Consider the following 20,303-nt stretch of genomic DNA (forward strand, 5'->3'; position numbering starts at 1 on the left):
GAATTATAAATGTGTTCGCTTACAATCAACTTTTAGCAGATTACCGTGCAAATTTTTCCCCGACAAAAATATTTATTTATATTTTTTCTGACATTTGCGATCGCGGCTTGTCAACGAGTCCAGTCCGAGAATAAGCGTTTAGCACCACTACCGCAAGACCCATTCGTTAAAGTTTACTTTAACCATTCCGAGTCTTCAGAATACAAAGAGTCTTACCGTCAGCAAACCCGCCTTGGGGATGATTTAGAAAAACAGATTGTCGATGCTATTTCCCAAGCTAAATCTACAGTTGATATGGCAGTACAAGAATTACGTTTACCTAAAGTTGCCCAAGCGCTGGCAGACAAACAGCAAGCTGGGATCAAAGTCAGAGTAATTTTAGAAAATACCTACAGCCGTCCTTGGAGTAGCTGGACACCCGATGAAGTCAAGAAGTTAGTACCAAGGGAACAAGAACGCTATCAAGAATTTCAGCGCTTTGTAGATGTTAATCAAGATAATAAAATTTCGCCAGAAGAAATCAAGCAACGAGATGCATTGATAATTTTACAAAACGCTAAAATTCGTTGGATTGACGATCGAGCAGATGGTTCATCTGGTAGTAGCTTGATGCATCACAAATTTGTGATTGTAGACAATCGCATTGTAATTGTAACTTCAGCGAATTTTACTTTAAGTGATACTTTTGGTGATTTTACAAATTCCAGTAGCTTAGGCAATGCCAATAACTTTTTACAGATTGACAGCCCAGAATTAGCATCTTTATTTACAGAAGAATTTAACATTATGTGGGGTGATGGGCCAGCAGGAAAGTTAGATAGTAGATTTGGTGTGAAAAAACCGATGCGATCGCCAAAAACGATCGCGTTAGGTCAAAGTAAAATTATTGTGCAGTTCTCGCCTAATTCTCCGACTCTACCTTGGAGTAATAGTACTAATGGTTTAATTGGCAAAACTTTAAATTCAGCCAATAAATCTATCGATATGGCGTTATTTGTCTTTTCTGAACAGCGTCTTGCCAATATTTTAGAAAACCGTCATCAAGAAAGTGTATCAATCCGGGCTTTGATTGACCCACAATTTGTTTATAGACCTTATAGCGAAGCCTTAGATATGATGGGGGTTGCTCTCAGTAATAAATGTAAACATGAAATTGATAATCACCCTTGGAAAAATCCGATTACTACCGTAGGCGTACCGACCCTACCCAAAGGTGATTTATTACATCACAAATTTGCTGTGATTGATAGTCAAACAGTAATTACAGGTTCGCATAATTGGTCAGACGCTGCAAATAATGGTAATGATGAGACATTGCTAGTAATTGAAAGCCCCATCGTTGCTGCCCATTATGTACGTGAATTTGCCCGTATTTACGCCGACGCTAAACCAGGATTGCCACTACAAATTCAAGAAAAGATTAAACTAGAAGAACAAAAGTGCCCCAAAATAATAACGCCTGATTCCAGTGAAAATAAAATAAGTTACCAAATAAATATCAACACCGCAACTATGGAAGAATTAATAACGCTTCCCGGTGTGGGTAAAAAGTTAGCACAGCGGATAATTATTAGCCGTAAACAGCAAAAATTTAGAGCTTTGCAAGATATAGAGCGAGTTCCGGGAGTGAGTAATAGGATGTTAGAGAAGTGGAGCGATCGCGTGACTTTATAGCAGTCTTGATTTATTTTTTATAATTGCCAATTTTCAAATATTCAGCATTGCATTGACTCTAATATTATTCAATAGCAATGTATAAAATATTATTTTTTTATGAATTTACTTGGCACATCATTTGCTTCAACGTGAAAAATATAGTATGGCGCTAACTTGCTTTTGACAATTTGTTATAAACTAATTCTATCTCACAATATAAATATGATTATTATATAAATAATAGTTCAAAATATATCCTATTAAGGTTTTAGAGTTTTGCAGAATTTATCTAGTTATCTATTAAACTTATTCAAAAACTTTGACCCTAGACCGCGGCTGATACTTGCCTTTGGCTTTGCTGCATTAGTCTCAGCAATACTTCCACCTCAATTACACATACCTACCCGTATTCTCTGCGCTTGGAACTCTGGTGCTGACTTCTTTTTAGCTATAACTTGGTGGAAGATGATTAAAGCTACCTCAGAAAAAACCCGTCGATATGCTGAGAATGAATACGAAGGTCGTTTACCTATATTTATGCTAATAATTGCTGCGGCTTCTGCTAGTGTATTAGCAATTGTATTTTTACTTACTGATAAAAAAGGACAGTCAACAATTTTGCTTACTTTACACGTCATACTTTCTATTATGACGATTATAGGTTCTTGGTTACTGGTGCATACAATGTTCGCATTGCAATATGCACACAACTATTATAAACATGTTAATCATAATCATAAAGGAGGAATAGCTGGAGGTTTAGACTTTCCCAACAACAATTATCCAGACTACTGGGAATTTTTATATTATTCTTTTGTTATTGGTATGACTAGCCAAGTATCTGATGTACAGACGACATCGCGCAAGATGAGGCGTTTAACTCTGCTACATGGCATATTTTCTTTCTTTTTTAACACAACTATTCTAGCTATAACCATCAATATTATTGCTGGACTAATTTAAAAATGATTGTATTTAATTATTTAAAAACTTGCCAAAATTATAGCGTTTTGACCTAGATACTTAAAAGATAAAACTTAATTACGTATTCAATTCAAACACGTAATAAAATGCTAATTAAACAAGATAGAATAACTATTCGTTTCATGCAAGATTGCATCCAGGATTATCAGCTAATGGCAAAATGGCTAACTGATGAAGATGTTTTAGAATTTTATGAAGGTAGAGATAATCCTTTCCTATTAGAAAGAATTATAGAAACATATCAGCCTATGGTAATGCGAGACGATCCTGTAATACCTTGTCTTATCGACTACCACAATATTCCTATTGGTTATATCCAGTATTTTTCGCTCAACGACTTACCGGAAAGTGACAGGCAAATGTATCACTTAAAAAAACTGATAATGTCTATGGAATTGACTTGTTTATCGGCGAATCAAACTATTGGAATCAAGGAATTGGTACAAAATTGCTGTCAGCCGCTGTAAACTATATTTTTGAAATATTGCAGGCACAAAAGATTGTCATCGATCCGCATGTTGACAATACTCGTGCCATCCGCTGCTATGAGAAATGTAGTTTTGTCAAAGTGCAGCTATTGCCAGCCCACTAAGTGCATGAAGGAAAATATTTAGATAGTTGGCTCATGGCACTAGAGCGAAAGAAATCATTACACTGAGAGTAGTTCCCCTGCTGGGATTGACAGTCCTATAGAAATGATGACTCAACAAACTGCGAGAATATGTATTCTTGGTGGAGGCTTTGGCGGTCTCTACACTGCCTTGCGCCTAAGCCAGTTACCTTGGGAATCTACGCAAAAACACGAAATTGTGCTGGTAGATCAAAGCGATCGCTTCTTATTTTCCCCTTTACTGTACGAATTACTCACTGGGGAACTACAAACCTGGGAAATTGCCCCACCCTTTGAAGAACTTTTACAAGGTACAGGTGTACGTTTTTACCAAGCAGTTGTGTCTGGAATTGACACCGACCAGCAGCGAGTACATCTACAGGACGGGCCAGAAATCCCCTACGATAGATTAGTGCTAGCTTTAGGTGGAGAAACACCATTAGATGTGGTTCCTGGCGCGACATCCTACGCCCACCCATTCCGCACCATCAATGATGCCTATCGTTTAGAAGAACGCCTGCGAGTATTGGAAGAATCTGAATTAGACAAAATTCGCGTGGCAATTGTTGGGGCTGGCTACAGTGGCGTGGAATTAGCCTGTAAGCTAGCAGACAGACTAGGCGAAAGAGGACGCTTCAGACTAATTGAAATCAGCGACCAAATTTTGCGAACTTCCCCAGAGTTTAACCGTGAAGCAGCCAAGAAAGCTTTAGAAGCACGGGGTGTATTTCTGGATTTAGAAACCAAAGTTGAATCAATCGAGCAAGATACTATATCCTTGGAGTACAAAAACCAAGTAGACACGATTCCTGTAGATTTAGTAATTTGGACTGTAGGAACGCGAGTTGCCCCTGTAGTCAAAACATTGCCTCTCAAACAGAACCAGCGCGGTCAAATCAATACTGAATCAACTTTGCAAGTTCTTGACCATCTAGAAATCTTTGCTTTAGGAGATTTAGCAGATTGTCGTGATGCTGAAGGTCAAATAGTCCCCGCTACCGCACAAGCTGCCTTTCAACAAGCTGATTACGCAGCTTGGAATATCTGGGCTTCTCTCACCAATCGCCCCTTACTTCCCTTCCGCTATCAACAGTTAGGAGAAATGATGGCACTAGGGAAAGATAACGCTACTATGACCGGTTTAGGAATTAAACTAGATGGTACTTTGGCATATATTGCCCGTCGTCTTGCTTATCTATATCGGATGCCAACTTTAGATCATCAGTTAAAAGTTGGTTTTAATTGGCTAGTCCGTCCTATTATAGAAACACTTTCTCAGTAGAAATTTTTAGAATATAACATTAGAAATGTAGGTAGGGCATATGCCTTACCTATATTAGTTTGAGCCTAAACTTGTAATGACAAAAATCTTCAAAATTCTGCAATCTAATTGGTTTTGGATTTTCTTTGCCACCTGTTTAATCTTGTTTTCCTTTACTATCTTTTCCAATTGGGTAGTAATGGTAGGAATTTGGTTTGGATTATTTTTTGTTTTTAGATTTACTCAATTAGAAGCAAAATTATCTGAAAAAGAACATAGAATTTATATATTTACAGTTTTGCTTTATCCTTTGGTCGAAAGCTGGATAAAATGGATGATTGAAAAAAATGTCATTCCTTACTCTTGGTTTTGGCTCAATCGGTTAGAGCATTTCTGCTGGGCGTTGGCAGTTGTTATTATCTTTTTACCTATATTTACAGATATATGGAAAACTTTAAAATGGTGGCAAAGCCTAATTTTCTTAATTGGATTCACCTGTTTTATTGGTAATTTAAACGAATTTTTTGAATATCTTTTGCGCTCTCGTTCCAGCTCGATCAATTATCGGATATTTGCTGCTTACTACTGGGATACAATTTATGACATGATGATGAACATAATCGGCGGTTTTGTTGGTTTTATGGTCTTAACATGGAAGACTAGGTAATAAGCTGTTATGTTTTTAATTTGCACATTGAGACGGCAGAGGGGCAGAGGGGCAGAAGAGAGGGTTTGCAGGTTTTACCTAAAATGATTATGAGGCAAATTGTAGGCGCGACAGCTTAACAAATCATGCCCGAACAACAACGCCAGTCGCTTCCAGGGGAGAATACCTACAGGCGCTGGCTTTTTAGGACTTAAGCACTTGGTATTATGGAACGACCAAAAGTTATTTTTTTAGACGCTGTGGGCACACTCTTCGGAGTCAAAGGCAGTGTGGGCGAAGTTTATAGTCAGATAGCCCAAGAATTTGAAGTTGAAGTTTCAGCCGAAACATTAAATAAAACATTTATCCAAAGCTTTAAAGCAGCACCACCACCTATCTTCCTAGATGCCGATGCACAAGATATTCCCCAACGAGAGTTCGATTGGTGGCGGACAATTGCCCTAAACACTTTTGAAAGTGCAGGTGTTATCAAGCAGTTTTCTGACTTTTCTGCTTTTTTTAGCGAACTTTATATTCATTTTGGTACTGCCGAACCGTGGTTTGTGTATCCCGATGTCTTTCAATCTCTAGTAAACTGGCAGCGATTAGGAATTGAACTGGGAGTATTGTCTAATTTTGATTCTCGAATTTATTCAGTATTACAAAGTTTAGGATTGAGCAATTATTTCAAATCCGTCACTATTTCTACTCAAGCACGTGCAGCTAAACCCGATCCCCAAATTTTTGCCATTGCCTTAGAAAAACATGACTGTCCACCTCAAGCAGCATGGCACATTGGTGACAGTATTGTAGAAGACTACCAAGGTGCCAAAGCAGCGGGATTGAGAGGTATTTGGATCGATCGAGAGAAAACTTAATATTGTCAGTTGTTGAAACCTACCTGCAAAACCTGCACCTCTTCTTGTGGAGAAATTAATGTTGTACCTATTGGTAGAACAGCTAAGGCATTGGTTTGGGCTAGGTTAATTAAATTACCAGAACTATGACTACCGCCAGCTTTGTAAAATTGATAAACTCCGTCAACTATATCCAAGCGACCCCAAATATAAGCTTCACGCTTGCCGTCCGATCGCAATTCATCATGCGATCGCACTTTCACAAATACTGGTTGCCAACCTTCAGCAAGTCCCGAAAGTTTCTTAATTGTCGGTTGCACAAATCGCCAGAAAGTTACTAATGCAGCTGCAGGATTTCCAGGTAAACCAAAATAAATTGGTGAATTTTGAGTTGGGAAAGTAGCGACGGTAAGGGGTTTACCTGGTCGCATTTCCACGGCGCGAATGTGAATTTTTGCCCCTAGCGACTCCAAAATTTGGTCAACATAGTCATAATCTCCCACAGAAACCCCGCCAGAAGAGAGAACTATATCAGCATTAGCTATGCCGTGGCTCATGACTTTCTCTAGTGCAACTGGATCATCTTTTACAATACCCAATAATAATGGTTCTCCCCCACTTTCTCTAACCAAAACTGCTAAAGCATATTGATTTGAATCTACAATTTGTCCGGGTTGTAGCGGTCGATCGAGAGTTACCAACTCGTTACCACTAGAAAAAATAGCCACACGCGGACGACGGTAAACATTTAATTGAGGGCACTTCGCCGCAGCTAACACAGCAATTTCCTGAGCATTTAATCTAATTCCTGCTGGTAGTAGTTGTGTTCCAGCTTGGTAAAAAGAAGCTTTATGTCTGACAAATTCTTGCGACTTTGTTGGCGCAGCGAGGATAAAAACACGATTTTCTTCCCGGCGTGTCTTTTCTTGCATAATGACAGTATCCGTTCCTGCCGGCATCACCGCACCCGTGAAAATCCGTGCTGCTTGTCCTGGTTGAATTGTGGATTTTGGTTGATTTCCCGCAGGAATATCTTCAACAATTTCTAAAATCGCTGGCTGTTCATTACTAGAGTGCTGCACATCTTCGTAACGCACTGCATAGCCATCCATTGCTGAATTATCCCAATGGGGAAAATCCAGTAGACTAATAACAGGCGTTGCCAAAATTCGACTATCCGCTGCTAGCAAATCTACAACTTCAATATTTTGCTGATTATCTAACGGTTGCACCAAATTCAAAATGATTGCTTCTGTATCGCTGACTGATGGCATAGTAAATAACTCTAGTTTTTACTCTTCTCGATTACCCCTTCTGCTCGCCACTGTTTATAGTGCCAAAATACTGTTGAATAGGGAGGTAATTCCTTGGGCAAGTCGCACCAATTACAACCCTTCTTCAGTTGATACAAAACCCCATCTAAAATTTCTCTGTTGCTCCATATTGGGGGTTTGGTTCTTTTCTTTTTCGGTAACAGGGGTTCAATAATCTCCCACTCAAAATCTGTCAAGCTGCTTGAATAAGTGCATTTTACCCTGATTATACTCTTTGACCAAGATCCCAAATGGATTCTATATCGGTGACAACTTTCCTTTTGTTAAATAGTTAGTGCGGAGGCTGGGTGAAATTGGTTTAATCTGAGTCGCAGGGTGGTTGATGTGTATTAGCTTCTTAGCGATCGCATTATTCCAGAACAGGGTGCTATTTATCCCCTTGAGTATCTTCATGGGATTGGGTTTTTATGTGATGCACAGTACTCTCCAGACTCAAGCGACGGAGTTAGCACCTGAAGCTAGAGGTATTGCAGTCTCGCTGTTTGCCTTTAACTTGTTTATCGGTCAGGGAATCGGCGCTGCGGTCTTCGGTAGAATTGTGGATAATTTTGGCTACGTTCCTTGTTTTATTGTGGCTGGAGTTGCGATCGCCTTACTTTCCATTTGGCTTGTCAAACAGAAGACTAACCAGCTTCAGTAGTGCTAAGGATGATATACAAAATCAATTACAGATTGTGTTTGATTAGTATAAATTTGCACTAATTTTAACAAAATAGTAGTGTATTGAAATCTCTCTATTGAACGATAATTGTCAGTATAAATATTTGTCACTTTGGACTAAATTCTAGCCAATTTTTATTGGTAATAAGTCTTCTTTCTGGTTTCGATACCTCTGTCTTCAGTGGGGTAAAACACTGAAGATATGTTTGTTACTGTTTCTAGTGAAGCTTATGAATCGTAACCAAGTTTTTTATGACTTATACTCAAACCAGCGATCCAACTATTCGCGAACATGTCCAAGCATGGCAAAAATTGGATGTAGACCAACAGCTGGCTTTGTTCTGGTTTATTTACAAGGAAATGGGGGGTTCCATTACACCAGCAGCCCCTGGTGCTAGCACTGTTTCTCCAGATATCGCAGAAGGCTTGTTCAATCAAGTTAAAGAACTATCTCACGAAGAGCAGCTAAAAGTTCAACGTGACCTAATTCAGAAGGTTGATTCTGTCATTAGCCGTGAATATAGCTCTTTGAGTGATACCACAAAGCTGCTGTTTTGGTATCGTTTAGCCCAAGGCATGGATAGCGGTAGTGTTATTCCTGTACCTTCTGACTACCAGCTTTCCTCGGAAGCTAACACATTGTTGAACAAAATCAAAGGATTAGCTTTTGAGCAACAGATCACTCTTTTCCGCGATTATGTTGCACCACTGGGCACTGAACCAAAAGCGGGTGCTGAAATTTAAATCATACTTTGTTGTTGCTGAAAGCTGCTAACAGCTTTTGTAACTGTAGCCGTTATCCTGCATGGATGACGGCTATTATGCGAGAAATATTTATCTAAAAGATATCTGAATTTTGCAGCATATTTCATTAAGCTGATATGCATTTCAAGTGCATATCGTCAACTGCCAAGATTGGGTTTTACTATTTTTAATTTTGCGAAAAGTTGCCAGGAGAGTTTCCCTCCGTAGCAAACTTTTCAAGACAAATTTTTAATTTTTACTGAAATTGCCTTTCTTGTACCCCAGATGCCAACAGCTAGCAGTCCTAATATAAAGGACGGTTCAGGGATAGAATAAACTCGGCGAAACTCAATAGGCGTGGCGACCAGCAAATTGCCATTAGCTGCGAAAATCTTGTCTAAAGAATCGATACCAATTTTCGAGACAGCTACACTAGAAACTACCTTACCGCCAGAACTTGTTGGACAGCCATTAGGGGTATTATTCCCAATATAATTAGTTGGTTCCCAAAAGAGTTCAAGGTTACAGCTTGTTCCCAGAACTTTGCCAGAGTCAATAATCTGTTCGGACTCAGGTCGATTACATAATCCACTAACAGGATAGCTTGTATCAAAGGCACGAATGCTGAGATTCACTGCTGAATTTCCTTGGCTAAAAGAATAAAGACGGAAGCGATTAATACTTTTTTGTTCAAGATAAATGTTTTGTATTCCAATTACAGGGTTAGCATCAGTCAATTGCACACTACAGCTTGACAAAGTGATGAGTGGTACAGAAGGGTTGCTAGTTACCTGTTGAGAATTGTCGAATAAACCAGTGAACCACTGTGCTACTTGCTTAACCTGCGTTTCAAGTGGTGGCACAGTAATGGCAGTAGCGCGGTTTGCTTGAGTAAGTGTAAATCCTGATAGTATGACTGTCAGAGCATATACTTTGAGTGGATTCATAATTTAATGAAACCTCTTCAATGTCAAGGTGTTTTATCAAACGATAATTTTATGGCTACTACTGCTTTTTCTGGTATTAATGAATTTATGCCTTAATCTGTAATTAAGCAATATCCCGAAGATACTCAACAATTAATAAATTGTAGTTTGTCGTGCGATCGCAAGCAAAATTATCTGTTGTCTACAATTGTTCTCACAAGCCCAAATAGCTAAATTAAAAGCAATACATAACTTAATTGTTAGCCGTTTGAGCTTCTTGATAAATAATTTCTTGAAACTGAATAGAATCTTTTTGCGGATCGGCGTGGCTAACCTTTACTAATATCTGTTCGCCTAAGCTCACCGAACGTCTAAATGACATCGGTAACTGCAAGCCCAAATCTTCTAACAAAATCAATGCTAAGTTGCTGTCTTCTCGTAGCCACATTAAAACTGTGACATGCCAAACTTGCTCAGGATGACGGCGCAAATACTCTAATGCCCAATATCTATTAGTTTGCCGTTCTACCATTGTCACTTCTTGGGTGGTACTGGTGACGGTCATCATGACTTCTTTAAGTTGTTCTGCTGAGAAGGGCAGAACTTCACCCCGCAAGTGGGCTTTCAGTTGAAAGTGAGTCAGCAAGTCACTGTAGCGACGAATAGGAGAAGTTGCTTGGGTGTAGGTATCCAAACCCAAACCAGCATGACGCACAGGAGTGATGCTCATTTCACTCTTGGGCATACAACGACGCATGGCACAAGCACGCACAAATCCTGCCGGTAACTGGAGCAATTCTTCTTCCGGGGGTAATTCTGGCTGTGGCTGACCGCGAAAGGGCAAAGGTATCTTGTGAACTTGACCGTAACGGGCTGCCACCTCCCCAGCGAGAATCATCATCTCTGCTACCAATTGTCGCGATGAAGAATCATCTAAAATGTCAATGCTGATATCGTCGCCTTTGACTTTGATCGTTGCCTCTGGCATGTTGATGCTGATTGCGCCTTGGTTGTAGCGCCAAGATTTGCGCCGCCGCGCCCAAGTTGCGATCGCTTCTATTTCTGGTTCTGCTTCCACTCCCAATTGCAGCATCTCATCTACATCTTCGTAGGTAAGGCGATATGTCGGCTTAATGAAGCTGGTACGAATGCAGTAATCTTCTACCGCCCCAGTTGTATCTAAAACAACTCCAAAACTCAAGGCACAACAAACTTGCCCCTGAACCAAACTCATTGGCCCAGTTGCCAACACCTCCGGGAACATGGGAATCATCCCCGTCGGCAAATAAACTGTACTTCCTCGCTTCCTGGCTTCTAGATCCAAATCATCTTCTGGGATTAACCACCGAGTCGGGTCAGCGATGTGTACCCACAGCCGCTCCCGTCCATCTAAGAGTAATTCCCAACTAAGACCATCGTCTATCTCAGTGGTGCTTTCATCATCAATTGTGTAGACCTTCAGATGAGTCAAATCTAGGCGATTTGCATCTAAGTCAGTTGGAGGGAAATCCAAACGCTGTTGCGCCACTTCTACTACCTTGCTAGGAAACTGAACTGGAATTGAAGAACGACGCAGGAACAAGTTCTCGTGAGCATTCCACCAACCCAAGTCTATCAATAATTGAAAAGCGCCTTGGGGAGTTGCGGGACGACCCAGCATGGTCATAGTTTCTAAGACTGGGGCACTAGGAGGATAGGCACGAGCTAGAGAGTCATAATTTAGCCCTACCCGCACAACATCTGCCAGTAGCGTCGCATATTTTTCTAGTCCTTCTAAGCGCTGGCGATCGTGGCGCTGCCATTCTACTGCTTCACCTCGGAGTGCTTGTTCTACACGAGCTAAAAATTCCTGCTGTCCCCTAGCTTTGAGCGCTTCTACTTCTATTTGGTGTTTGCGTTCTGCTACCTGAGCTGCTGTTCGGGCTTCGTAAGCGTCTCCTTTTTGCTTGAAATAGAGTTTGTCGTCTGATAACAAGCAATGGGCGGCATAACAAAAAGCTGGGTCTGATTCAGAAAACAGCAGATTTGCCATTTCCGAAGGTGTAACTGCTTCTGCATCTTCCACCAGTAATTCCCATGCTACCTCCAAGCTCGATGGATCTAAATAAGACTTGACTTGCTCTATAAAGCTGGCAATCTCAGAAGGCTTGTAGGCTTGTCCGTTAACTGTATAAGTGATTTGTCTAGGCGCGAGGCTGTGGGATTGACCGCGTTCATCTACCACAAACCAACGGGTTTTGCCATCTGGACGATCTACCACACCCAGACGGCGATCGCCTTGAACCCGAAATTCAACTAGCGTCCCCTTCTCCACAACTCTCGCAATTAAATTATTAGTGAACAGTTTAAATAATTTTTCAGTTAGGAGTTAGCAGTAGAGACGCGATTAATCGCGTCTGTACAGGAGTTTTGATTCTCAACTCATAACTCACAAATCTTAATTAGCCTTCCGCATTGATAAATGGCAACAAAGCCACAATCCGGGCACGCTTAATCGCTAATGTCAAATCTCGCTGCTGCTGACATGTCAGCCCAGTAATCCGACGTGGTAGTATCTTACCCCGCTCGGTGACAAACTTCCGCAACAAATCAACATCCTTATAATCGATTGGCTCTCCCGGCTTAATGGGAGACAGGCGACGACGGTAATAGCTCATCTTTACTTAATTTCCTTGTGAACGGTATGTTTGTTGCAGTGGGTACAGAACTTTTTCAGTTCTAGTCGGTTAGTTGTGTTGCGACGGTTCTTGGTGCTGGTATAGCGGGAGACACCAGGCGATCGCTTGTCTGGGTTAGTACGACACTCGGTACATTCTAGTGTCACTATTATGCGGACACCTTTACTTTTAGCCATAATCTTACAAACGCTAAAGCCTGAGGAGAATTAACACAAATTACTATCTTCTCACATTTCGTTGCAAACTTTCAACTAATCGCTTGATTTTTATATCCAGCGAGTAGCCACGACGCGACGAAACAATGAAAGTTCCAGCATAGCGGTCATGCCAAGCTTGCCGCAACTGGGTATCAGAGAACGCCCTACCACAGTCAATAGCCAGAGGAAGTACTAGCAGTATAGCAGTGGGATTGGCACGGATGTTATTTAGGGCAATGGAAACCAAAAGGGCACCAAGGCAAATTATAGCTTCTCGTTTTAGCAGCGCCTGCAATTCTGGAATCCTACCCACTACTTGCCCATCTTCAACTTCTAGAATCTTCAAATCGAACGCCCAACGTCCTAAACTTTGCCCTTGATTGTTGTATACCACCACCACTCGCAAAACCAGCCACAAAATCGCAAAAACCAGGATCTGCACAACTTGAATCCCGACACCATTACTTCCCAAGAGGGAACTCACTAACCAGACACCGAGGAAATCAAGTCCTAATGCCATACCTCGTCGCCCAATCTCGGCTTTAGGATAATGTTTTTGGGGAATTCGTTCGATAGTCATACAAAATAAGTGTTTATAGTTAGACGTTGGCAAATAATCATTGCTCCTGTTTTTAATATTAAAGTGGTGGCTTAGACACGTGCTGGGCTTTTTATTTCTATTTTTGAGGATTACCCAGAATGACATCCATTAGCACAACTGCTGATCAAATTCCAGCCAGCACAATCATTCCCATGCTGATTGTTATTAATTACAGTAACTATCCGCGTTTTAAAGAATTGGAGAAAACTTTTGTTACCCAGCATGGGGTTGAGGTGTGGAAGGATGTTTTTAATTTCCGCGTCTTATCAGCACTTGACCAGCAATCTAGCAGATGGCCGCTACACGCGTGGTGCAGTAAGGGAATCGTGAGCGTTAAGGATGTACTTAAATAGAAATAGTTTCAAATGCATTTCACGTAAGTTTGGTCAAGCAAAGTAAAAGCTAACATTTACGAAATCAAGTCACAAAAGTATTCTACTCATCACGATCGGGGATTAATTGAAATGTTGTCTGTTCGCATCGATTACTTCAAATCTAAACCCGTTAACATTCCCAAAATCACCATCCTTCTTGACAACGGATATCATCCTGAAAAACTAGAGTTTGAGTTGAAAAAAGTTTATCCTCAAATCGTGAATAAGATCGAGTTTCATCTGTCGCCCAAACCGTCGAAAGCTCACAAGGAAAAGGAAGGAAAAAAGGGCTTTGTCCCAGTCAAAGCTAGATGGGCGATCAAAAGAACCAACTCTGGGATGGAAAAATGTAAAGGTTTGGTTGAGAACTTTGAAAGAACTCTCGATCGTGCCGCCACTAAAGTTAATCTCTGTTTTGTCCGACTGATGCTTAAAAGACTGGCAACTGGTTAGATAGATCCCAAATGGGTTCTATAAGGCTTAACGCTGAACTGTGTTGGCCGATTGATTAAATAACAACTCTCGTGATTTTTCCATATCCAGCGTCTGATTTTTGAATGCCTCCGCCTTATCGTAGGCGCGAATTGTTGCGGGGCGAACCTGAATTGTCTCAAACCAGCGCTTCAGATTGGGAAAATCCTCTAACTTCTGGCTTTGGCGTTCATAAGGGACAATCCAAGGATAGGCAGCAATATCCGCAATGGAATAATCGCCAGCAACAAACTCTCTATCTGCCAGTCGCTTATCTAGCACTGCATATAAACGTCCCGTCTCATTCACATAACGGTTGATGGCATAGTCAATCTTTTCGGGAGCATAGCTGCTAAAGTGGTGGTTCTGTCCTGCCATTGGCCCTAAACCTGCCATTTGCCAGAACAACCATTGAAGGACTTCAACGCGACCCGCCACATCTTGAGGAATCAATTTTCCAGTTTTTTCTGCCAAATACAACAAAATTGCACCAGACTCAAAAACGGAAATCGGCGCATCTCCATTTGCTGGTTCGCGATCGACAATTGCTGGGATGCGATTGTTGGGAGAAACCTTGAGAAACTCAGGCTGAAACTGCTCCCCAGCCCCAATATTTACAGGAATAATGTTGTAAGGTAAGCCGACTTCTTCTAGAAATATCGTAATTTTGTGACCGTTTGGGGTTGTCCAATAGTAAAGGTCAATCATTAGTTATTTCTCCTGAGTAATCTGAGTGAAATATCTTTTTAAACCACCCTTCGGGTGACGCTCCTAACGTCGCTAACGCTGCGCTAACGGCAGTTCCTCATGGGGAGCCAGTGCGTTGGGCGGCTTTGCCGACTTGTAGACGCGCTCTGCGCAGCTTCCCGCAGGATAGCAACTGGCGTGGAAACCCCCAAGACCGGACTGTCTCAACAAGACACTAAGACACAAAGAATCAGAAATGCTCTACCCACGGACGCAGTTCTACTTCCCATGTCCAAGCACTGCGGGGTTGGCGGAGAATGCTGAGATAAGTTTGAGCGATCGCATCCGGGTCTAGAGTACTATCGGGATTGTTTGCTGGGTCTGGGCGTACTGCTGAACGAATACCACCATCAATGACAAAATGTGCTACATGAATATTCTTTGGTGCTAGTTCTCTGGCAATACTTTGAGCCAAACCACGTAACGCAAATTTGCCCATTGCAAAGGGTGCAGACTGAGCGTAACCCTTCACACTTGCTGAAGCTCCGGTAAAGAAGATAGCACCACTCCCCTGTTCCAACATCCTTTTCGCAGCAGCTTGAGCAACCAAAAAGCCGCCGTAAGCAGTTATATCTAGAGTTTTCGCTACTTCACTTGGGTCTAGATCCACAAGCGGCCCCTGCACTCGGTAGCTAGGATTGTAAACTACGACATTCGGCCAACTGAGTTTATTTTCTACATCAATAAATAATTGTTGTACTTCGTCCGGTTTGGAGACATCGGTGGCAAAACTGACCGCACCAATTTCACTGCTGAGCTGAGTCAGTTTCTCAATTTGGCGAGCAGCTAAAGCAACACTCATTCCCTCTTTCGCAAAGAGGCGAGCCAAAGAAGCACTTAGTCCACTACCTGCTCCGACAATTAAAGCTGTTGTTGGCATAGATTTATCTAAGTAATTGAGACATACAGAAGGCGGTTAGTTAGTTGTCAGTTGTTTTTCTCTCCAATTACTAGGAGTTTGACTAATCCGCAGGACTAAGACTGCTGCTATCAAGCATAAAATACCCGATAAGATAAACGCGTGCAGATAACTGCCTAACCAAGTTCTCAAAGCTCCAGCTCCAAATGCTGTGGTAGCCGCGCCAATTTGATGTCCTGCAACTATCCAACCAAACATAATGCCGACATTTTCTTTGCCAAACGCATTTGCAGTCAGGCGGACTGTAGGTGGTACAGTAGCTATCCAATCAAGCCCGTAAAAAATTGCAAAGACAGAAAGTCCATAGAACGAAAGGTGGAAACTAAAGGGTAAGAAAATCAAGGATAAACCCCGCAGCCCATAGTACCAGCACAACAGGTAACGATTATTCCAGCGGTCAGATAACCAACCGGAGACAGTTGTCCCAACAAAATCAAAGATACCCATGATTGCCAAAAGGCTAGCGGCTCGGACTTCGGGAATACCATGATCGATGCAGGCAGGAATTAAATGCGTCCCAATTAGCCCATTTGTACTTGCCCCGCAGATAAAAAAGCTACCAAATAAAAACCAAAAGTCACGAGTACGCATCCCCAGCCAGAGGACGCTGAGAGTTGAGCCGATAGAATTCACTTTAGATTGTGGTACTTCCACCGTTTCACTTCGATCGCCAAAGGGTCGCAAACCAACCGACGCAGGACGATCGCGCATGAATAAAGCGATCGCTGGAATAATTAGTAATGCTGCACCAGTTAAACCTAGAACGGCAGTTCGCCACCCGAAGCGATCGGTTATTGATGCCAATATTGGCAGAAACAGTAATTGTCCGGTAGCTGTACTGGCAGTCAGAATACCGAGAACTAGACCCCGCTGCTCATAAAACCAGCGATTGACAACAATAGCACCCAAAACTAAGGCGATAACTCCGCTGCCCATCCCAACAACAATGCCCCACAGTAAAACTAGCTGCCAAGAAGCTGATATGAAGGTGGTGCAGCCAACGCCAATAGCGATTAATGCGAGTGCAAACACCATCGTCCGGCGAATACCAATCCGCTCCATGACCGTGGCTGCAAAAGGGCCGATTAATCCGTAGAGTATTAAGTTCGCGGAGATTGCCAGCGATATAGTAGCTCTACTCCAGCCGAACTCTTTTTCTAGAGGTACGATTAGTACTCCGGGAGCCGAGCGAATTCCCGCTGCTACGAGCAAAGCTAGAAAGGTTAATCCAGCGACGAGCCAACCGTAGTGAAACGAACGACGCGCCAGAAAGGAGGCTAGGGACATATGGGGATTGGGGACTGGGAGGACAAGGGAGATGAGGGAGATGAGGAAGTGAAAGTTTGCACCTTTGAGGCTGAGGTTTGAGCCTTTAAAGGTGAAACTTAAACCTTTAAACTCTAAACTTCAAGTTCTAAGGCTTCCTTGTGTCTCCTATCTCCCTTATTTCCCAATCTCAGAACTAACCTTTATAGGGATTACCTATTTTGTCTACAGAGACGTTGTAGGAGAATGGCAAACGACCAGGATTTAAGCGTGGTTCTGCTGCGTAGCCAACGGGGACGACAACGGCGATCGCTAAATCTGGATTATCCGCTGCACCAATGACTTCTTTGACTTTTTCCTCAAGCCAGCCATTCATAAAGCAAGTAGACAAACCCAAACTTTCTGCTGCTAATACTAAATGGGTGGCAGCAATCATGGCATCTTTAATGGCATATTCCCGTTGCTTGTCTCCCAGCGCATTTTGGAATTGTGGAACGGCATTTTTAAAATAGTTCACAGTGCCTTCATTCCATGCCCCGGTCTGAAGTCCCTGCTCTAGAATCGGGGTCAAGTCTTTGTTGCCTGCTGTGGGATCGGCTGCAAAAACAAAGGTGACGGGTGCTTGGATAATTTGCTGTTGATTCCATGCTGCTGCTGCTAGTGCTGCCTTTTGCGCTTCATCTTGAATAAGGATGATTTGCCAGTCTTGGATATTAAAACTGCTGGGTGCAGCCACAGTTAACTCTACAAGTTGCTTAAGCAGTTCTGGGGCGATGGGGTCTGTTTTAAAAGTTTTGATTGAACGACGCTGGGCGATCGCACTGGGCACATCTAGAGGTTGAATTTGGGTGATAGAACTCATGAGATTCTCCTATTTCAATTTGACCAGCAACTAATCTATGCCAATTATCCAAAATAAGGCTAAATATGCAAGCCGGGAAACTCAGATTAAATTTGAGTACGAGCGTTGCGGCCTTGTGCCCCTTCATTACGAATTACGAAGCAGCCGACCAAAATGGATAGTCTGTATATCCTTTTTCCCCGCCGCCATAAAAGGTTGTTTGGTCTGGCGGATTCAGCGGTGCATTCACAGCTAAGCGTCGCGGTAAATCTGGATTTGATATAAATAGAGTACCAAAAGCAACTAAATCCGCTGCTTTGTTTGCCAGTACGGCATTACCTTTTTCATGGGTATAACCGCCATTGACGATGAGTGTACCTGTAAAGCGATCGCGCAAATGACTAGTTGGTACAATCATCCCACCATATCTGATATCTGCGTCTATTGCCTCAAAGATATGTAGATAAGCTAAATCAAACTGGTTCAGCGCTTGGGCTGCATAGCCAAAGGTTTCCAAGGGATTGGAGTCACGCATATCGTTAAACGTCCCACTAGGAGAAAGGCGTACTCCCACCCGTTCAGCACCCCACACATCAGTTACTGCCTCAGTTACTTCTAATAAGAATCGGGCGCGATTCTCAATTGAACCTCCATACTTATCTGTACGCTGATTTGTGCCATCTCGGAGAAACTGGTCAATTAAATAACCATTAGCTGCATGAATTTCTACTCCATCAAACCCAGCCGCGAGGGCATTAGCAGCACCCTGACGGTACTTTTCCACTATCCCCAGTATTTCTGAGGTTTCCAAAGCACGAGGAGTTACAAAGGGTTTATGTCCCTCATAGGTTGATGCCTCACCTTGAGGAGCAATGGCAGAAGGAGCTACAGGTAATTCCCCATTCGGTTGCAAGTCTGGGTGGGAAATCCTGCCTACATGCCAGAGTTGTAGAAAAATTCGCCCTCCTTGCTGATGTACAGTATCAGTCACTAACTTCCAACCTGCTACCTGTTCTGGAGAATGAATCCCTGGTGTATAAGGATACCCTTGTCCTTGAGGAGTAACCTGAGTTGCTTCAGCAATAATCAGCCCAGCGGAAGCGCGTTGAGCATAGTAGGTGGCATTAAGTTGGTGCGGCACATTTCCCTGCTCTGCCCTGTTTCGGGTTAACGGAGCCATTATTATACGGTTGGGCAGTTCTAAGTTGCCTAATTGATAGGGAGAAAATAGGTTAATATCAGCAGTCATAGTTAAATCTCCAAATAAGCATGGAAAACTTTATTAATGGGAATACCAAAAAATAAATAATCCAATTTCTTGGTAGTAGCTTGCTAGCGATAGCCCCCTACCCCTCTACCTCCCCCAGACTAAGGGTGAGCAATGCCCACCCTTAGCTATTAACTTTGCCGAATATGCTGTGCTAGAGTCTTAGTCAAGGTGGTTTTGGGCACTGCTCCCACGACTGTATCAACTTGTCTCCCCCCTTTAAAGACCATCAGCGTGGGAATGCTGCGAATTCCATAATGACTGGCAATAGTGGGATTTTGATCTGTATTCAGCTTCACCACTTTCACCTTTCCTTCATATTCGGCAGCAACTTCATCTACGACCGGAGCTACCATTCGACACGGCCCGCACCAAGGTGCCCAAAAGTCCACTAATACTGGAATTTCACTTTCCAGGACTTCTGGTTTAAATGTGGTTTCTGTGACATTTGTAACGGATGACATAATAGCCTTCCTGATTTAATTCAATTATTCGATATTATCGAATAAGTAAAATATACGTCATTCTCAGAGATAATGCAACTATGAGATTCTTATATCATCCAGACCGAAAAGACATTTCTTTACCAGGAGTGCTGTATGCATTAGGCGATCCAGTGCGGCTAGAGATTGTACGCTTGCTGGCGACCAAGGGTGAGCAGTGCTGTGCCGAGTTTGATTTTGCGATCGCTAAGTCCACCATGTCCAATCACTTCAAAATTTTACGAGAGTCGGGAGTAGTCTTGACCCATAAAGAGGGGACACAACACATTAATCAGTTGCGGCATGAAGATTTAGAGGCACTGTTTCCTGGATTGTTGGATGCGGTGTTGCGATCGGCTCAGCCATTGCTTGTTTGTCACCAATCAACAGTCAACAGTCGTTAGTAGGGTAGGGGAGGCAGAGGGGCAGGGGAGCCAGTGCGTGCGGAGGTTCCCTCCGTTGTAGCAACTGGCGTGAGCAGAGGGGCAGAGGGGCAGAGGGGCAGAGGGGCAGAAGGACAAGGGAGACAACAAAAATAATTCCTGTCTCTTGACTCCTGATATTTGCTTTTATGGCGAGTTAGAATTTACATCGCCGCCAATAATTGCTTGGAATAAATTTCCTATTAGCACAAAAAACCCTGCAAACAACACCACGAGCATTAAACCTGTCAGGGCAGCAAAGGGAGAGATAATGAACAAGAGTAAGAAGGCAAACATCAAAATTGTTAACAGTGTTTTATTCATGCTTTTCATCCGTAGTAATTTCTAGTCTTAAGCTAA

Annotated in this window: 26 protein-coding genes; 12 read left to right on the forward strand and 14 right to left on the reverse strand. The window is 42.4% G+C overall.

The window, feature by feature from the left end; translation table 11 throughout:
- Positions 1-45 precede the first annotated feature (45 nt).
- The 7 genes from RMY31_RS05190 to RMY31_RS05220 all read left to right on the forward strand — a co-directional run bounded on the left by RMY31_RS05190 (position 46) and on the right by RMY31_RS05220 (position 6,035).
- Positions 46-1,674, forward strand: coding sequence for a phospholipase D-like domain-containing protein (locus tag RMY31_RS05190; protein ID WP_322659148.1), 1,629 nt, complete (start codon positions 46-48; stop codon positions 1,672-1,674).
- 258 nt (positions 1,675-1,932) lie between these two features.
- Positions 1,933-2,619 carry a DUF1345 domain-containing protein gene (locus RMY31_RS05195; RefSeq protein ID WP_322659149.1) on the forward strand — a complete coding sequence of 229 codons (687 nt, stop codon included), beginning with the start codon at positions 1,933-1,935 and terminating at the stop codon, positions 2,617-2,619.
- Between the two features lie 143 nt (positions 2,620-2,762).
- Positions 2,763-3,107, forward strand: coding sequence for a hypothetical protein (locus RMY31_RS05200; RefSeq protein ID WP_322659232.1), 345 nt, complete (start codon positions 2,763-2,765; stop codon positions 3,105-3,107).
- Positions 3,041-3,232, forward strand: coding sequence for a GNAT family N-acetyltransferase (locus RMY31_RS05205; RefSeq protein ID WP_322659150.1), 192 nt, complete (start codon positions 3,041-3,043; stop codon positions 3,230-3,232). Before RMY31_RS05200 ends, RMY31_RS05205 begins: the two co-directional genes overlap by 67 nt.
- 106 nt (positions 3,233-3,338) lie before the next feature.
- The gene (locus tag RMY31_RS05210; protein ID WP_322659230.1) at positions 3,339-4,532 is read left to right on the forward strand and encodes an NAD(P)/FAD-dependent oxidoreductase; all 1,194 of its coding nucleotides are present in this window, start codon (positions 3,339-3,341) and stop codon (positions 4,530-4,532) included.
- A gap of 178 nt (positions 4,533-4,710) precedes the next feature.
- Complete coding sequence (locus RMY31_RS05215; RefSeq protein WP_322659151.1) at positions 4,711-5,178, forward strand: hypothetical protein; 468 nt, start codon at positions 4,711-4,713, stop codon at positions 5,176-5,178.
- 206 nt (positions 5,179-5,384) lie between these two features.
- Positions 5,385-6,035, forward strand: a complete 651-nt coding sequence (locus RMY31_RS05220; RefSeq protein ID WP_322659152.1) for an HAD-IA family hydrolase — start codon at positions 5,385-5,387, stop codon at positions 6,033-6,035.
- A 5-nt stretch (positions 6,036-6,040) separates the two neighbouring features.
- Here the strand turns inward: RMY31_RS05220 and glp are convergent, their stop codons facing one another.
- Positions 6,041-7,288, reverse strand: a complete 1,248-nt coding sequence (gene glp, locus RMY31_RS05225; RefSeq protein ID WP_322659153.1) for a gephyrin-like molybdotransferase Glp — start codon at positions 7,286-7,288, stop codon at positions 6,041-6,043.
- Positions 7,289-7,299: 11 nt separating this feature from the next.
- Positions 7,300-7,578, reverse strand: a complete 279-nt coding sequence (locus RMY31_RS05230; protein WP_322659154.1) for a transposase — start codon at positions 7,576-7,578, stop codon at positions 7,300-7,302.
- Positions 7,579-7,670: 92 nt separating this feature from the next.
- Between RMY31_RS05230 and RMY31_RS05235 the strand changes: the two genes are divergently transcribed.
- Together RMY31_RS05235 and RMY31_RS05240 are read left to right on the forward strand one after the other, a co-directional pair.
- Positions 7,671-7,988, forward strand: coding sequence for an MFS transporter (locus RMY31_RS05235; protein WP_322659155.1), 318 nt, complete (start codon positions 7,671-7,673; stop codon positions 7,986-7,988).
- A 272-nt stretch (positions 7,989-8,260) separates the two neighbouring features.
- Positions 8,261-8,752: an orange carotenoid protein N-terminal domain-containing protein gene (locus RMY31_RS05240; RefSeq protein ID WP_322659156.1), complete on the forward strand. Its 492-nt coding sequence runs from the start codon at positions 8,261-8,263 to the stop codon at positions 8,750-8,752.
- Between the two features lie 236 nt (positions 8,753-8,988).
- Here RMY31_RS05240 and RMY31_RS05245 read toward each other — a convergent pair whose 3' ends face one another.
- From RMY31_RS05245 to RMY31_RS05265, 5 genes are all read right to left on the reverse strand, one after another.
- The gene (locus RMY31_RS05245; RefSeq protein ID WP_322659157.1) at positions 8,989-9,699 is read right to left on the reverse strand and encodes a chromophore lyase CpcT/CpeT; all 711 of its coding nucleotides are present in this window, start codon (positions 9,697-9,699) and stop codon (positions 8,989-8,991) included.
- A 232-nt stretch (positions 9,700-9,931) separates the two neighbouring features.
- Positions 9,932-11,992 (reverse strand): ribonuclease R family protein, encoded by a 2,061-nt coding sequence (locus RMY31_RS05250; RefSeq protein WP_322659158.1) that lies wholly within the window; start codon positions 11,990-11,992, stop codon positions 9,932-9,934.
- Positions 11,993-12,119: 127 nt separating this feature from the next.
- A complete protein-coding gene (gene rpsR / locus RMY31_RS05255; RefSeq protein ID WP_017653421.1) occupies positions 12,120-12,335 on the reverse strand; it encodes a 30S ribosomal protein S18 in 216 nt (71 codons plus the stop codon).
- Positions 12,336-12,337: 2 nt separating this feature from the next.
- The gene (gene rpmG, locus RMY31_RS05260) at positions 12,338-12,532 is read right to left on the reverse strand and encodes a 50S ribosomal protein L33 (protein WP_096554383.1); all 195 of its coding nucleotides are present in this window, start codon (positions 12,530-12,532) and stop codon (positions 12,338-12,340) included.
- A 43-nt stretch (positions 12,533-12,575) separates the two neighbouring features.
- Positions 12,576-13,133 (reverse strand): RDD family protein, encoded by a 558-nt coding sequence (locus RMY31_RS05265; RefSeq protein ID WP_322659159.1) that lies wholly within the window; start codon positions 13,131-13,133, stop codon positions 12,576-12,578.
- A 119-nt stretch (positions 13,134-13,252) separates the two neighbouring features.
- Here RMY31_RS05265 and RMY31_RS05270 point away from each other — a divergent pair, with 119 nt between their 5' ends.
- Positions 13,253-13,507, forward strand: coding sequence for a hypothetical protein (locus RMY31_RS05270; RefSeq protein ID WP_322659160.1), 255 nt, complete (start codon positions 13,253-13,255; stop codon positions 13,505-13,507).
- Between the two features lie 111 nt (positions 13,508-13,618).
- Positions 13,619-13,981, forward strand: coding sequence for a transposase (locus tag RMY31_RS05275; protein WP_322659161.1), 363 nt, complete (start codon positions 13,619-13,621; stop codon positions 13,979-13,981).
- Between the two features lie 27 nt (positions 13,982-14,008).
- Here the strand turns inward: RMY31_RS05275 and RMY31_RS05280 are convergent, their stop codons facing one another.
- The 6 genes from RMY31_RS05280 to trxA all read right to left on the reverse strand — a co-directional run bounded on the left by RMY31_RS05280 (position 14,009) and on the right by trxA (position 19,503).
- A complete protein-coding gene (locus tag RMY31_RS05280) occupies positions 14,009-14,707 on the reverse strand; it encodes a glutathione binding-like protein (protein ID WP_322659162.1) in 699 nt (232 codons plus the stop codon).
- A gap of 229 nt (positions 14,708-14,936) precedes the next feature.
- Positions 14,937-15,626 carry an SDR family NAD(P)-dependent oxidoreductase gene (locus RMY31_RS05285; RefSeq protein ID WP_322659163.1) on the reverse strand — a complete coding sequence of 230 codons (690 nt, stop codon included), beginning with the start codon at positions 15,624-15,626 and terminating at the stop codon, positions 14,937-14,939.
- A gap of 36 nt (positions 15,627-15,662) precedes the next feature.
- Positions 15,663-16,952: an MFS transporter gene (locus tag RMY31_RS05290; protein ID WP_322659164.1), complete on the reverse strand. Its 1,290-nt coding sequence runs from the start codon at positions 16,950-16,952 to the stop codon at positions 15,663-15,665.
- A 175-nt stretch (positions 16,953-17,127) separates the two neighbouring features.
- Entirely contained in the window at positions 17,128-17,793 is a 666-nt protein-coding gene (locus RMY31_RS05295) for a nitroreductase family protein (protein WP_322659165.1), read from the reverse strand.
- 133 nt (positions 17,794-17,926) lie between these two features.
- The gene (locus RMY31_RS05300) at positions 17,927-19,021 is read right to left on the reverse strand and encodes an alkene reductase (protein WP_322659166.1); all 1,095 of its coding nucleotides are present in this window, start codon (positions 19,019-19,021) and stop codon (positions 17,927-17,929) included.
- A 149-nt stretch (positions 19,022-19,170) separates the two neighbouring features.
- Complete coding sequence (trxA, locus tag RMY31_RS05305; protein WP_322659167.1) at positions 19,171-19,503, reverse strand: thioredoxin; 333 nt, start codon at positions 19,501-19,503, stop codon at positions 19,171-19,173.
- Positions 19,504-19,583: 80 nt separating this feature from the next.
- Here trxA and RMY31_RS05310 point away from each other — a divergent pair, with 80 nt between their 5' ends.
- Positions 19,584-19,925 (forward strand): ArsR/SmtB family transcription factor, encoded by a 342-nt coding sequence (locus RMY31_RS05310; protein WP_322659168.1) that lies wholly within the window; start codon positions 19,584-19,586, stop codon positions 19,923-19,925.
- Between the two features lie 165 nt (positions 19,926-20,090).
- On the opposite strand, the gene RMY31_RS05315 is transcribed toward RMY31_RS05310, so the two are convergent.
- Complete coding sequence (locus tag RMY31_RS05315) at positions 20,091-20,267, reverse strand: hypothetical protein (RefSeq protein WP_322659169.1); 177 nt, start codon at positions 20,265-20,267, stop codon at positions 20,091-20,093.
- Positions 20,268-20,303 lie beyond the last annotated feature (36 nt).

Origin of the sequence: Dendronalium sp. ChiSLP03b (assembly GCF_034531165.2) — a bacterium.
Taxonomy (GTDB): Bacteria; Cyanobacteriota; Cyanobacteriia; order Cyanobacteriales; family Nostocaceae; genus Dendronalium; species Dendronalium minutum.

Coding starts and splice junctions, on each gene's coding strand:
- RMY31_RS05310 (WP_322659168.1), top strand. CDS start 19,584: ATGAGATTCTTATATCATCCAGACCGAAAAGACATTTCTTTACCAGGA.
- RMY31_RS05315 (WP_322659169.1), bottom strand. CDS start 20,267: ATGAATAAAACACTGTTAACAATTTTGATGTTTGCCTTCTTACTCTTG.
- RMY31_RS05285 (WP_322659163.1), bottom strand. CDS start 15,626: ATGCCAACAACAGCTTTAATTGTCGGAGCAGGTAGTGGACTAAGTGCT.
- trxA (WP_322659167.1), bottom strand. CDS start 19,503: ATGTCATCCGTTACAAATGTCACAGAAACCACATTTAAACCAGAAGTC.
- glp (WP_322659153.1), bottom strand. CDS start 7,288: ATGCCATCAGTCAGCGATACAGAAGCAATCATTTTGAATTTGGTGCAA.
- RMY31_RS05200 (WP_322659232.1), top strand. CDS start 2,763: ATGCAAGATTGCATCCAGGATTATCAGCTAATGGCAAAATGGCTAACT.
- rpmG (WP_096554383.1), bottom strand. CDS start 12,532: ATGGCTAAAAGTAAAGGTGTCCGCATAATAGTGACACTAGAATGTACC.
- RMY31_RS05220 (WP_322659152.1), top strand. CDS start 5,385: ATGGAACGACCAAAAGTTATTTTTTTAGACGCTGTGGGCACACTCTTC.
- RMY31_RS05235 (WP_322659155.1), top strand. CDS start 7,671: ATGTGTATTAGCTTCTTAGCGATCGCATTATTCCAGAACAGGGTGCTA.
- RMY31_RS05245 (WP_322659157.1), bottom strand. CDS start 9,699: ATGAATCCACTCAAAGTATATGCTCTGACAGTCATACTATCAGGATTT.
- rpsR (WP_017653421.1), bottom strand. CDS start 12,335: ATGAGCTATTACCGTCGTCGCCTGTCTCCCATTAAGCCGGGAGAGCCA.
- RMY31_RS05240 (WP_322659156.1), top strand. CDS start 8,261: ATGACTTATACTCAAACCAGCGATCCAACTATTCGCGAACATGTCCAA.
- RMY31_RS05275 (WP_322659161.1), top strand. CDS start 13,619: ATGTTGTCTGTTCGCATCGATTACTTCAAATCTAAACCCGTTAACATT.
- RMY31_RS05290 (WP_322659164.1), bottom strand. CDS start 16,952: ATGTCCCTAGCCTCCTTTCTGGCGCGTCGTTCGTTTCACTACGGTTGG.
- RMY31_RS05215 (WP_322659151.1), top strand. CDS start 4,711: ATGGTAGGAATTTGGTTTGGATTATTTTTTGTTTTTAGATTTACTCAA.
- RMY31_RS05300 (WP_322659166.1), bottom strand. CDS start 19,021: ATGACTGCTGATATTAACCTATTTTCTCCCTATCAATTAGGCAACTTA.
- RMY31_RS05280 (WP_322659162.1), bottom strand. CDS start 14,707: ATGATTGACCTTTACTATTGGACAACCCCAAACGGTCACAAAATTACG.
- RMY31_RS05265 (WP_322659159.1), bottom strand. CDS start 13,133: ATGACTATCGAACGAATTCCCCAAAAACATTATCCTAAAGCCGAGATT.
- RMY31_RS05295 (WP_322659165.1), bottom strand. CDS start 17,793: ATGAGTTCTATCACCCAAATTCAACCTCTAGATGTGCCCAGTGCGATC.
- RMY31_RS05210 (WP_322659230.1), top strand. CDS start 3,339: ATGACTCAACAAACTGCGAGAATATGTATTCTTGGTGGAGGCTTTGGC.
- RMY31_RS05270 (WP_322659160.1), top strand. CDS start 13,253: ATGACATCCATTAGCACAACTGCTGATCAAATTCCAGCCAGCACAATC.